Genomic DNA, 14,075 nt, shown 5'->3' on the forward strand with positions numbered 1-14,075 from the left:
CCGCGTGCCCGTCATCCCTGCCGCCCTCGCCAGGCCCGTCATCATCGTCATGGTCGCCGTCCCGTGGGATCCCGCCGTACGGCCGGCCCCTGAGGGGCGCCGCCCCGCCGGGCCGGAAAGCCCGCGAGGGCGTCGTCCTCCGCCGCGACGGCATGGCCCAGCAGGTGCAGCGGACCCGCGGTGACCCCGGCCGCCGCCATGCCCCGCCAGTACGCCCGTGCCAGTCGCGCGTCCACCAGCCCGTGCACCAGCGGCAGTTCCGGATCCGCGGCGTGCAGCAGCGACTCCAGGCGGCACGAGGCGACCGTGCCGGGAAGCCACGAGCGCGCGGCGTACCCGGCCGCGACGGCCGGAGGCAGCCCCGGTGCCGTACGACGGACGACGGCCTCTCCAGGACCGGGGGCTGACGGCCCCGTGGGAGATCCGGGTGCTGCTCGGCCATCGGGCGCCCCGCCGCCGCGGCCGCCGGCTTCGCCGGAGCCGTCCGCCCCGACCGGTCCCGGCGCGCCGACGGACAGCAGTCCGCCCCCGACGATCAGGACGTCGCGCCGCTCGCGCATCCGCGCCAGCGCCTCGGCGGTGTCGAAGCAGTGGGGGAAGGAGTCGTCGACGACGATCGTGCCCGGCCGCAGCCGTGACACGTCGAGGACCGCCCGCCCGCCACTGACGGCCGTGACGAGCAGGTCCGCCGCGTAGACCGCGGCCGGAAGCCCGGACGCCCCCGACTCGTGGACCTCCACGTCCCCGGCGAGCCCGCGGCCGGCCAGGTCCTCGGCGAGCGCCCGCAGGCGTGCCGCGCTGCCCTCGACGTCGCACAGGATCAGCCGCGCGGGGGGCGCGGGCGCGAGCGTCAGGAGGAGTTCGAGCGACGAACTCCCGATGGAGCCCAGGCCCACGACGGCGACGGTGAGATCTCCGAGATCCCCGAGATCTCCGAGAGCGCTCAGGTCGTCGTGCTCGCCGCGGCTCCCGACGCCACCGGGGCTGCCGGCCCCGACGGTGCCCTCGGGATCCGCGGCGGTGTCGCGCCCTTCATCGACGTCGAATCCTCCGGTTCCCGCGCGCGTGCGGCCCGTTCGGGCGAGGGCCGCGTGGACGGTCTTCACCACGGACACCGCGGTCGCCGCGTGCCCGGTCGTCACCGCCGTCGGTCCCTCCGTCTCGCGCAGCACCCCGAAGCCGTACGCGGTCAGCGACGGGATCATGCCGGCGAGCGAGACGGACCGGGCCCCCAGCGACGCCGCGTGTTCCACGGCCCGTGCCGTCCGGGCGGCGAGGTCGGGTGTCGACGCGAGTTCGTCGGCGAAGAGCGGAAGGCACACGAACCCCGAGCGCCCCAGGGGAGTGTCGATCTCCTCCACGAGGCGCGGGTGCCCGCCCGGGAAGAGCGCCTCCCGCAGCCACGCGCGCGGATCGCCGCCGGCGGCCCCCGTCCCGTCGCCCGTGCGGAGGCCGCCGGCCAGCGCCGACAGCTGAGCGGGCGGCGGGAGGTACCCGACGAGCGCGGAGTCCAGGACGCCCCGCGCCGGGTGCGCGTCGGGAGCGAAAGGCCGTACGTCCTCCGGCACCGCGTCGCACGCGGCCATCGCACCCCGCAGAGCCTCCGCGAACGCGGCGAACGCCGTGTCGTCGGGGAACGCCGTCGCCGACGCGCGCAGCGTCACCCGCAGCCGGCCCTCCCCGACCGGACGCACCGCCAGGAAGGTGTCCGTGCCGACCGGCGGCGGCGCGAGCTCCGCGTCGGTCTCGTCCCACCGCACCCTCAGCGTGTCCCCGCTCATCGGCCCCAGGGCGGAGAAGTCCAGGAAGGTGAAGAAGAACTGGGCCGTGGACGGCAGTCCGCCGCCCTCGCCCCCGAGCGGCGGAACCCCCTTGGACCGGGCCGCCTCGACCTCCGCCACGACCGCCCGGAGGTCCTCGGCGAACGTGGGGCCACCGGTCCCGGGGCCGGCCGGGGAACCCGTCCCGGCACCGGGTGGGAGGTCCCTCCCGCCGCCGGGCCTGAGGGGAACGGCGGCGGCGTACGGTCCGAACGCCAGATGCGCGTCGGGATGCGTGTCGTCGCGGCCGGAGACCGCCAGCCCGAGGATGAGGTCCGCCTGCCCCGTCGCGTCGGCCAGCGTCCGGTAGTACGCGGTCAGGACCGGGGCGAAGAGCGTCGTACCGGCGCCGTTCGCGCACCGCCGCAGCGCGGAGACCGCGGCTGCGTCCAGGGTGAATCCGGTCGAGCGGTGGGGCCCGACCGCCGCGGGGCCCTCGGCAGGGGACCGTTCCGCGGTACGGGCTCCGAGGACGGGCCGGGAGTACGGCCGGGCGAGCCGGTCGGCGCGCTCGGAACGCCCGCCGAGGACCACGCCGGACGCGTCACCGGACGCGTCGCCGTTCGAGGCGGCGCGGTCCCGGAGGGACCGGACATGGTCGCGGAACGTGCCGCGCAGCGGCGGGAGTTCGCCGGCCTCGCCGCGGAGGACACGGTCGTAGGCGGCGAGCAGCTCCCGCCCGAGCAGCGTCACGCTGTAGCCGTCGCCGATGAGGTGGTGGGCGTGGACGACGAGCGCGTGCTCGTCGGGCCCGAGGGTGAGCACCCGCAGGCGGAGCAGCGGCCAGGTCCAGGTCTCGAAGCGCCGTGCGCGTTCCTCGGCGATCCGTGCCGCGAGGAGGTCCGGCTCCGCGAGGGTCTCGAAGGCGACCGGCAGCCGGAGGCTGGGCGGCAGTTCCTGCTGGACGGGCGGTCGCATTCCGGCGGGGAACACGGTCCGGAGCATCGGGTGGCGCGCGACACAGACGTCGACGGCCTGCTGGAAGACCTCCGGCCGCAGGGGGCCGTCCACCCGCAGGCAGGCGAGCCACGCCGTGGGCGAGCCGGGCGCCATGGCCTCGGCGAGCAGGAACCCGCGCTGCGACGGCGACAGCAGGAAGGGCGTGGGGAACGAGGGACGGAAGGGGGAGGGGGCAGGGGAGTCCACGGGTGGAGGGGAGGGGCAGGGCGGGCCGCCGTGCGCGCGCGGCTCGGTGCCCGCGTCCACCGGAGCGGTCCCTTCGGGCCCGTCCGCCGGGCCCCGGTCGATGGCGGCGGCGAGCGCCGCGAGCGTCCGGTGCGCGTACACGACGGTGGGCCGGGGGAGCGCGGGAATCGTCTCGCGCAGCCGGGCGAACACCTGGAGTACGAGCAGGGAGTCGCCGCCGAGGGCGAAGAAGTCGTCCTCGCGACGCAGCGCGTGGGCCTCCGCGTCGAGGAGTTCGGACCAGACGCGGGCCAGCAGCACCTCGGTCGGCGTGGCGGGCAGCGACCCTGCCGACGGCGTCGGGATTCCGTCGGTGTCCCCGGCCGGGGGCTTCAGGGCGGCGCGGTCGATCTTCCCGGTCCCCGTCAGGGGCAGGTCGTCGGCGAAGTGGATCCGGTGCGGCAGCATGTACTCCGGCAGGGTCCGCGCCAGGTGGGCGCGGAGCGCCGTCGACGCGGGCCCCGGCACGCCCGGCAGGCACTGCACGAAGGCGGCCAGCCGTTCGTCGCGGTGGACCACGGCGGCGCGGGCCACCGCCGGATGGCTCAGCAGCACCGACTCGATCTCGCCGAGCTCCACCCGGTGCCCGCGGATCTTCACCTGGTCGTCGAGCCGTCCGAGGAACTCGACGACGCCGTCCTCGCCGCGCCGGACGCGGTCGCCGCTGCGGTACCAGCGGCGCCCGTCGCGCACGGTGAACGCGGCGGCGGTCAGCTCCGGCGCGTGGAGGTAGCCGGGGGTGAGCCCCACCCCGGCGATGAGCAGTTCGCCGGGCTCGCCGGGCGCGCAGCGCCGCAGCCCGTCGGGCGTGACGACGTCGATGTCGGTGCCCGTGAGGGGGGTGCCGATGGGCAGCGTCCGTACGTCGTCGGCGGGCCGGGTGTCGATGAGGTGGAAGGTGGCGTTGATGGTGGCCTCGGTGGGCCCGTAGAGGTTGGCGATCCGGTGACCCGGCCCGAACAGGTCGTACCAGCGGCGTACGTGGGAGGGCGGGAGCGCCTCCCCGCCGACGTGGATCCAGCGCAGGGCCGACAGGTCGGGCGCCGGCCCGCCCTCCCGTACGCGGGTCTCGGCGGCCTCCAGGAGGCGGGACCACAGGCTCGGGACGGAACTCCAGACCGATATCCGGGCCTGTTCGACGCGGTCCAGCAGCGCCTCGGGGTCCCGGAGGAGCTGCCGGGGGAGGGTGACGACGGCGGCCCCGACGAGGAGGGGCGCGAGGAGCTGGCGCACCGACGCGTCGAAGCAGAGCGAGGCCGTCTGGGCGAGGCGGTCGCCCGCGTGGTAGCCGAAGGTGTCCAGTGCCCAGTCGAGGTAGTTCGTCAGGGAACGGCGCGTGATGGGGACCGCTTTGGGGCGACCGGTGGAGCCGGAGGTGAAGATGACGTACGCGGGGGAGTCGGGGTCGTGGGAGGGCGACGCGTCCTCCGTGTCCGCGTCGCAGGGCATCGGCACCGGGGCGGTGTCGTCGGCCGCGACCAGGGCGAGCCCGGCCTCGGCGGCGAGTGCGGCCGCCGCGTCACGGGTCGCCGCGTGGCACACGAGGACTCCCGCGCGGGACCGGCTCAGCTGGTCTGTGAGGCGTGCGGGGGGATGCGCGGCGTCCAGCGGAACCCAGCCGGCACCGGCGCGCAGGATGCCGACCACGCCGGTGACGGCGTCGGCGCCCGGCTCGACGAGCAGCCCCACGAGGTCGCCCGGGACCACACCGCGAGCCCGCAGGCGGGCGGCGAGGGCGGCGGACGTCCGGTCCAACTCGGCGTAGCCGAGGGTGACTCCGTCGGTGTCGACGGCGATCGCGTCCGGCGTGGCCCGGAACCGGGCGAGCAGCCGGGCGACGATGTCGCCCGAAGGCCGCGGGCCGGAGGGGGCGTCGCCCGGAGTCGCCCGGTCGGGGCCCGCGGCCGTGGCCGGAGCCTCGACCGCCGTCGTGGCCGTCGCAGCTGCCGCCCGCGCGATCGGAGCGGGAGCCGGAAGTGGCGCCGGACTCGTCACCGAAGCCGACCCCGTGACCGATGACGAGGCGGAAGCCGGAGGCCCGCCGAGGCCCGCCGCCTCCGTGAGTTCGGCGAGGTGCTCCGCGGCGAGGCGGGCGACGGTGGTCGGGGCGAAGAGCCGGGCGGGGAAGTTCCAGGAGAAGGCCAGCTCCCCGTCGGACTCCCAGCACAGCAGCCCGAGCCGGGTGGCCGCGGAGGCCGTTCCGGCCGAGGTCGGGCGGACCTCCACGGGGCACCGGGGGTCGAGCGCGACGGGGAAGCGGGCGAAGCTGAAGGACGCGGGCGCGGCGGTACGGGGCCCGGCCCCGTCCGCCGGCAGGAGGCGGGCCAGGTCGAGGCTCGTGAGCAGGCCGTGCCGCTCGCTCTCCGGCCACGCGTCGCGGAGCCGTACGGCGAGCGCGTGCACCGAGTCCTCAGGGTCGACGCGGACGGGAACCGGGAGGGTGTCGGCCAGCGGTCCCACCAGCCGGTCGACGCCCGGCAGCCGCGCCTCGCGACGCGCCCTCGCCACGTTCACGGTGACGTCCTCCCGGCCGCCGCTCCACCGCGAGAGGCAGCGCGCGTACGCCGCGAGGAGCAGGTGGAAGAGCGACACCCCGTGGGCGGCGGCCGTCTCCTGGAGCGCGGTCGACAGGGCGGGCCCCGGGGTCACCTGGTGGGCGAGGAGCGGGGGTTCGGGGAGGCCCAGCGGATCACCGTCGTACGGGAGGGCGAGCGGCTCCCCCTGCCGGCGGAGGACACCGCGCCAGTACGCCCGGCTCTCGGCGAGGGCCGACTCGGAGCGCGCGGACCGCTCGTGGGCCTGGAACGCGGCGAAGTCGGTCGTGAGCGGGGGGAGTTCAGGCGCGGCGCCTTGCGCGAGGGCGGTGTAGAGAGTCCAGAGTTCCTCGCCGAGGACGTTCAGGCTGAACCCGTCGGCGGCCACGTGGTGCACCACGAGCACGAGCCGCAGGAACTCCTCGCGGGCTTCGCCGATGACGGCGGACCCCGCGGTCCCGCGGGACTCCGCGATCCACTCGGCCTCGATGGTCTCATCGACCTCGCGGCGTCCGCCGGGGGCGCGGGTCCTCCGTGTGCCGAGGGCGAGCACGGCGCGCAGGGGCTCCTCGGCGGTGAGGTCGAACGGCCGGTTGCGGAGGGCCTCTTCGAGCTCCGCGCACTCCGTCTCGGCGTCCCGTTCGCCGGGCAGCTCGCGCACCTCGTACCAGCCGGGCATCCCGTCGTGACCGCGCGAGGCCGGTACGGCGTACTGGACGGGGCCCGAATCGCCGGGGAGGACCCGGATGCGCAGCATGGAGTGCCGGTCGGCGAGCAGGGCGAGCGCCCGGCCGAGCAGCCCGGGGTCGAGGGGGCCGCGGATGTCCTGGGTGACGTACCCGTAGGCGGGCACCTCCGGGTACAGGCCGCCCTGCGTGTGGAAGGCGAGCTGGACCGGCGTCAGGGGGAAGGGGGCGCCGTCGTCGGGGGAGGGCGCCGCGGCGAGGCGCGCGGGGGAGGGGGAGAGGGGTGCCGAGTCGCCCAGCGCGCGGGCGAGTTCGCCGAGGGTACGGTGCTCGAAGAACAGCGTGACGGGCAGGGACCGGTCCAGCTCCCGCTCCAGGCGCTTGACGAGGTCGACGGCCATGAGCGAGTCGAGGCCGAGACCGAGCAGCGGCACGTCGTCGCCGAGGGCTTCGGCGGAGACGTGGAGCGCCTCGGCCAGCAGCTGCCGCAGGAGAGGCGTCACTCCGCCGGTGCCGGTGCCGGTGCCGGTGCCGGTGCCGGTGCCCGCCGCCTGCGCGGCGGGCGCGGGCACGGCTGCGGGCTCGGTGTCGAGCGCCGACGCCCTTACGGGGGCGGACGGTCGCGTCGCCACGGCCGCGGCCCTGCGCGTGGACGTGGACCCGGACGTGGCCGTGCGCGGGGAGCGGGGCGGGACCGGGGCGTCGGTGAGGTGCGGTGGCCGGGGTGCCGTGGCCCCGCGTCCGAGGTCGGCGACGAGGAGCTGAGCGGCGTCGATGCCGCCGGCGGTGTGCAGCGCCGCCAGCGCCTCGCCGGTCGTCAGCGGCCGCGGCCCGCGCGTGCCGCCGGAGGCGAGTCCCGTCCCGGCGAACGCCGCGAAGCCGACCGCCTGCCAGGGCCGGCCCGCGGACCGTTCGGCGGCGGCGAAGGCGTCGAGGTAGGCGTTGGCGGCGGCGTAGTCGCCGATCGCCCCCGCGAGCCCGGGAAGGACGGCGGAGACCGAGGAGAACGCCACGCACAGGCCGGGGCGCAGGTCGTGCTTGACGAGGCCGCGGGCGAGCAGGGCGGTGCCCCGCGTCTTCGCGGCCAGGGCGTCGGCGATCTCGTCGGGCGTCTTGGCCCGCAGTGTGCCCGGCCGTACGACTCCGGCGGCGTGGAGGAGGACGTCGAGTCGCGGCAGACCCGCGAGCAGCGTGTCGACGTCTGCGGGACGGGAGACATCGGCGGCGCGGTACTCCACGGTGGCGCCGAGCGCCCGGAGTTCCCCGAGGAGCCCGGCGGGCGGCTCGGCCGCACGGCCGGTGAGCAGCAGGGTCGGCCGGCCCCTCCCCGCGAGATCGCGGGCCAGCGCGGCTCCCACGCCGCCGGTGCCGCCGGTGATCAGGTACGTCCCGTGGGGCGGCAGCGCGGACTCGTCCGAGGCGGCGCCGGAGGTCGCGGGCCGGGTCGTCCGGCCCAGGCGTCGTCCCGCCCGCCAGGCGACGGCGGGCGCGGGACGAAGGTCCCCGGCGGCGTCGGGCACGGCGGGGCCGGCGGTCAGTTCGCGGTCCAGGGCGTCGAGCCGCGCGTCCGTCCCGTCGAGGGAGGAGAGGTCGACGCTGTGGGCGAGCACCCCGGGGTACTCCTCGGGCAGCGCCAGGGCCAGTCCGGTCAGAACGGCCTGCGCGGGGTGCGGCCGCTCGGCTCCGGCCCCGGTGACGTGGACGTCCTCGGTGACGAGGAGGACGCGCGGCCGGTGCGCGGCGAGCTCCGGCAGCAGTGCCCGCAGGCGGGTCGTGAGGGCACGGTGGGCCGCGTCCAGGGCGTCGGCGTCGGGGCCGTCGGCCGGATCCGCCTCGGGGCCGGGACCGGCGAGCAGCACGACGACCTCGGGCGCGACGGCCTCACCCGGAGGCGTTTCCGCGGTGGTGACCGCCGCCGGGTCGGCCGACGGGTCCCCCGCGTGCCGGACCACGACTCCGCGCGCCCGGAGCCGGTCCGCGAACGCCCGGGAGAGCTGCGACTCCGGCCCCGCGAGGAGGACCGAACGCGGCCCGGGCACGACGGTCGCCGGGGCGTCGTCCCACTCGATCAGGTGCAGCAGCGGCCGGGCAGCGGTGGCCGGCCGGTAGCGGCGCCGTTGGAAGGGATAGGTGGGGACGGGGATCCGCGTCCGTCCGGCGTCGAGCCCGGTGCGGTCCAGCGGCACGCCTCGCTCCCAGAGCCGGCCGACGGTCTCCAGGAGCCCCCGGGCGCCGTCCCGGTGCCCTGCCGCGAGGGCGAGCGCCCCGCTCCCGCGCGGGTGCGCGGCCGCGACGGCGCGCACGGAACCGCCGAGCGTGGCGGCGCCGAGCTCCAAGAAGGTGTCGTAGCCGTCGTCGAGCAGCCGCTGCACGGTGGCGCCGAAGCGCACCGGCTGCCGGGCGTGGGCCCGCAGGTGGGCCGGGTCCAGGACGGGCTGCCAGTCGGCGGTGACCGTGCTGATCAGGGGCGTCGCCGTCCCCTGCGGCCGGCGCGGCGTGAGGCCCCGTGCCGCTTCGGCCAGCGCGTCGAGCGCCGGATCCATGAGGGACGAGTGGAAGGCCCGGGACACCCCGAGCCGACGCGCCGCGATCCCCCGGCCGGAGAGGACGGCCACGGCGTGGTCGACCGCGGCCGCCGTCCCGGCGAGGACGACCTGGTCGGGACCGTTGACGGCCGCGATGTCCAGGTCGCCCCGGGCGGCGGCCACCACGTCCGCGACCGCCCGCTCGTCGCAGCGGACGGCGGCCATCGCTCCCGGGGGGCACGAGTCGGCCATCAGACGGCCGCGTTCGGCGGCGAACCGCACGGCGTCGGGGAGCGGCAGCGTCCCCGCCACGCACGCGGCCGCCAGCTCGCCGACGCTGTGCCCGGCGACGGCGTCCGGGACGACGCCCCAGGCCCGGACCTGACGGGCCAGCGCGACACCGTAGGCGACGAGGAGGGGCTGGGCGACGTCGGTGCGGGCCGCCGCGTCGGGCGACACATCGTCGAGGCACCAGGCGGCGAGGCTGCGCCCGGCGATCGGCCCGGCATGCCCGGACGCCTCTTCGAGCGCCGCGCGGAAGGCGGGCGCCTCGTCGTGGAGCACACGGGCCTGCTCCCGCGGCCGCACGCCCTGCCCGGGCAGGAGCAGGACGAGGCGGGCACGTGACCGCACGGGCGTCCCGGCCGGCCGCCTCCCGTCGCGTACGGAGTCGGGCCGAGCCGAGTTGAGCCGTACGGCTTCGAGCCGGGCGGCCAGGTCGCCGTCGGCGACGAGCGCGAGACGGTCGGGACCCTCGTCGCGCGTCTCGGCGACGGCGGCGCAGACGTCTCCCTCGTCGAGTCCGGGACGCTCCCTGAGATGGGCGGCGAGGTCGGCGGCGGCGGCGCGAAGCGCCTCGTCCCCGTGCGCCGACAGGGTGAGCAGCCGAGGCTGCCGGGGGCCGGCACCGGCGCTCCAGCCGCCCGCGAATCCGTCCGCCGAGCGGCCTTCCGAGCCGTCCGCCGAGCCGTCCGCCGAGCTGTGTGCCGCTCGCTGCCCCGCAGGCGTCCGCTGCTCCGGGCGACTCCGGACCGGGGCCTCCTCCAGGACGGCATGCGCGTTCGTCCCCCCGAACCCGAAGGCGTTGACGCCCGCGAGGAGCGGTCCGGGCGCCTCCCAGGCGCGGACGGCTTCCACCAGCTCGAATCCGGCGCCGGCCAGGTCGAGCGACGGCGCGGGCGGCGCGGTCCGCAGCGGCGACGGGGGCAGGCGCCGCTGCCCGAGCGCGAGGACCACCTTCACCAGGCTCGGCATGCCGGCGGCGTTGAGCAGATGGCCGATGTTCGCCTTGACCGACCCCAGCATCCGGAGCCGCCCGTCGGGCAGCGGCGGAAAGGCGTGGGCGAGCGAGCGCACCTCGACGGGATCGCCGATCGGTGTGCCGGTGCCGTGCGCCTCCACGTACGACACGTCCTCGGGTGCGACACCGGCGTCGCGGTACGCCTCCGTGATGACCTCGCGCTGGGTCAGGGGGTTGGGCGCCATCAGGCTGAGGGAGCTGCCGTCGTTGTTGACGGCGGTGCCGCGCAGCAGGGCGAGGACGGGGTCCCCGGCCCGCTCGGCCTCGTCGAGCCTGGTCAGCACCAGCGCCGCGCCTCCCTCGCCGGGGACGAAGCCGTCGGCCGCCGCCCCGAAGGCGTGGCAGCGCCCGGTCGGGGACAGCGCCCGGGCCTTCTCCAGGAGCGCGTACCCGGCCGGGGTGAGGTTGAGGTGGACGCCGCCGACCACGGCGACGTCGCACTCGCCGGCCTGGAGGCTGCGACGCGCCAGGTGGAGGGCGACGAGGGCGGAGGAGCAGGCGGTGTCGACCGCGAGGGCGGGCCCCGTCAGGTCGAGGCAGTGCGCGACGCGGGCGGCGAGCATGTTGGGGAGGTTCCCGGTGAGGGCGGCGGCGGGCAACCCCTCGGGGCCGTGGGCCTCTTCGAGGATCCGCCGGTATCCGCTGTCACCGGCGGCGACGAACACCCCCACGCACCGCCCGCGTCGCCGCGGCCCGGCGTATCCGGCCCGCTCCAGGGCCTCGTGGGCGAGCTCCAGCAGGATCCGCGCCTGCGGGTCGGTCGCCCGCGCCTCCTCCTCCCCGATGCCGAAGAACCCCGCGTCGAAACCGTCGGGTTCGTCGAGGAACGCACCCCGGCGGGCGGGCCCGTCGGCCGCGCCTGCCCACCTCCCGACGGGTACGGGGGTGACGGCGTCGTAGCCCTCCAGGAGCCGCTCCCAGAAGGCCTCGGGCGTGTCGGCGCCGGGGAGGCGGCAGGCCAGCGCGGAGACGGCGATCACGGGCTCGACGGTCCGCCCGGCCCCGCGCGGAGCCTCCTGCCCGGACCCGCGGCGCGGGCCCGGCAGCCCGCCGGAGCCGCCGTTCGACGGGGAGCCCGCGTCCGTCGTGTCGTGCGGCGGCGTCCCGGCAGCCCCCGGTCCACCGGACGTGCCTCCGGCGAGGACCAGGCCGGCCAGGGCGGCCACGGTGGTGTGCTCGCGGACGGCGGAGGGCCGCAGCTCCAGGCCGAACGCGTCCTCCAGTCCCGCCAGGACCTCCATGGCCTTCAGGGAGGAGCCCCCGAGGGCCCGGAAGTCGTCGTGCGCCCCGATGGCCCGGTCGGGCAGCCCGAGCGTCCGCGCCCAGACTTCGCGTACGACGGCCTCGACGGCGGGCCGGGACGGGGGCCCGGCGGGCGAGGCGGGGACACCGGGCGAGGCGGGGACACCGGGCGCGGCGGACACGAGCGGGGCCACCGGGTCGGCCGTGGAACGGGATTCGGCCATCGAGGCGGTTGTGGAACCGGAGGCGCACACCGGGGCGGCGGCCGAACCGGAGTCGGCGATCGTGGCGGCTTCCGAGCCGGAGTCGGAGACCGGCATGGCCACTGAGCTGGAGTCCGCCACCGTGGCGGCCTTCGAGCCGAGGCCGGAGACCGGCACGGCCACTGCGTCGGAGTCCGTCGCTGAGCTGGAGTCCGCCCCCGCGGCGGCTTCCGAACCGGAGCCGGAGACCGGGATGGCCTCCGAACCGGAGTCGGACACCGTGGCGACGACTGCGCTGGAGCCGGCGACGGTGGCCGCCTCCGAGCCGGAGTCGGACACCGGGGGCTCGACTGCGCTGGAGCCCGCGACCGGGGCGGCCTGCGAGCCGGAGTCGGCGCGAGCGGCCGCACGGAGGGAGCCGGTGACCGTTGCGGCCGCCGTCGGCGAAGTCACGGACTCCGCCCCGGGTTCCTCCGTCCCGGCGGCGGCGCCGAAGGAGCCCCTCCCCCACACCCCCAGCGCGGCCCGTTCCGCGATCTCCGGGTACTCCCCGCCCTCGAAGCGTTCGCGCAGCAGCCCGCGCCGGACCTTGCCGCTCGTCGTGCGCGGGAGCGCGCGTGCCGGCAGCGCCAGCACCCGTACGTCGTCGTGCCCCAGGGCCTGCCGCACCCGGTCGCGGACGGCGCGCAGGAGCGCGGGGGTCACGGCCGGGAGGGGGGTCGCGGGGGCGAGGAGGACCACCACGCGCTCGCCTTCGCCTCCCGGGCCGGTCGACCCCACGACCGCGACCGGGCACCGGTCCAGCCCCGGCGTGCGCGCCGCGACCTCCTCCAGGTCCGCGGCGTGCAGGGTGCGGCCGTCGACGAAGACGACGTCCTTGGACCGGCCGGTCACGCAGAGGCGGCCCTCGCGCAGGAACCCCAGATCGCCCGTGCGCAGCCACGCGCCGCGGAACGATTCCGCCGTCGCCTCCGGGGCGCCGTGGTAGCCGCGGGCCAACTGGGGTCCGCGCACCTCGATGTGGCCGACCCGCCGCTCGCCGGCGGGGTGTCCGGCGTCGTCGGTGATCCGCACCGAGCAGCCGTGCACGGGTCCGCCGACGTCCATCAGCTCCACCGCGTCCGGGCCGGGCGCGGTGTCCACGGCGAGGCCGCGGCCGAGCGCGGCCCTGTCCAGGGCGAGCGGCCGGGCGATCTCGCCCGGCGGCGGGAAGGTGACGGCGAGGGTGGACTCGGCGAGGCCGTACACGGGCGTCGGCGCGCTCGCAGGGAGCCCCGTCGGACGCATCCGCCCGGTGAACGCCCGCCACACGGACGGCGAGATCGGCTCCGCGCCCACGAGCATCATGCGGACGCAGGAGAGGTCGAGGTGCCGGAGCGCGTCCGCGGGCACGCGCCGTTCGACGAGCGCGAGGGCGAAGTTGGCGGCCGAGAGCAGCGTGGCGCGGTGCCGGGAGGCGGCCTCCAGCCACCGCAGGGGCCGCTTGGCGAACGTCAGCGGTTCCAGCCGCACCTGCCTGATGCGTGCCGACAGCGGCACGAGGTGGGTGCCGATGAGCCCCATGTCGTGGAAGTAGGGCATCCACGTGGCCAGCACGTCGGTGGGACGGATGCCGGCCGCGGCGCGGATCTGCGCCAGGTTGGCGAGCACGGCCGCGTGCGTCAGCTCGACGCCCTTGGGAGCGCCGGTGCTCCCGGAGGAGAACTGCAGGAAGGCCACGTCGTCGGGGGCCCGCTCGGGCAGTCGCGGGGGAGCGGGGCAGGCGCGGAGGTCGTCGAGGAACAGGGGAACGGAGGAGGCGGGCAGGTCGTCGAGGAGCCGTACGGTGGACCGGCCGACGGCCACCGGGGGCTCACCGAGGAACTCGGCGACGGGCCGTACGCGCCGCGGGTCGGGGGCGAGCGGCACCGGGACGAGCCCGGCGGCGACGGCACCCCAGAAGAGCGGCAGGAACTCCTCGCTCCGCTCGACCGGCAGCAGGAGAGGGCTCCCGGGCGCGAGGCCGGCGTCGAGGAGGCCGCCGGCGACGCGCAGGGCGTCGTCGAGCAGTGCGCGATGGCTGACGGAGTGCTCCGTGTCGTCGCCGCCGACGTGGACGATCACCTGGCCGGGCGCGGCTTCGGCCGCTCCCGTCAGCACGTCCAGCAGTACCGTTCCGCTGCTGCCCCGCATCAACGCCCCCGTGCATCTGCCCGCGGGTGGGCCGCTCCCGCAGTCCCTGCGAGGAGGACCGCCCCCGGTCGTGTCTGTTCGGATCTCCAGCTGGATGGAACCGGTGTGAACCAGATCGGTCTGGAGTGGTCCGTTTCGGTCTGCGGTCATCATGACTGATCAACGAGCCTGCCGTAGCCACCGACCAGGGCCGAGCACCGGTGGGCCGTCGGGATCGGCCGGGCCCACGCACAGCAGGGCCTGCCGTCGGCCGGGCCCACGCACAGCAGGGCCTGCCGTCGACCGGGGCCCGCGGACGACCGGGGCTCGAACCGGACCCGCACGCCCTACCCGCACGACCTGCCCGCACGACCGGGCCTGCCGTCGGCCCGACCCCTACGCGGCCCCCGACGGCGGCCGTCGCGTGAC

1 protein-coding gene is annotated in these 14,075 nt (G+C 77.1%); it reads right to left on the reverse strand.

Features of this window, described 5'->3' with window-relative positions; translation table 11 throughout:
* Positions 1 to 47 precede the first annotated feature (47 nt).
* Positions 48 to 13,667 carry an amino acid adenylation domain-containing protein gene (locus ACY0MR_RS33540; protein ID WP_473557214.1) on the reverse strand — a complete coding sequence of 4,540 codons (13,620 nt, stop codon included), beginning with the start codon at positions 13,665 to 13,667 and terminating at the stop codon, positions 48 to 50.
* Positions 13,668 to 14,075: the final 408 nt, after the last annotated feature.

The organism is Streptomyces sp. JN8 (assembly GCF_055808075.1).

Bases quoted from the DNA above. Each gene is read 5' to 3' on its own strand.
- ACY0MR_RS33540 (WP_473557214.1), bottom strand. From the start codon at position 13,667: ATGCGGGGCAGCAGCGGAACGGTACTGCTGGACGTGCTGACGGGAGCG.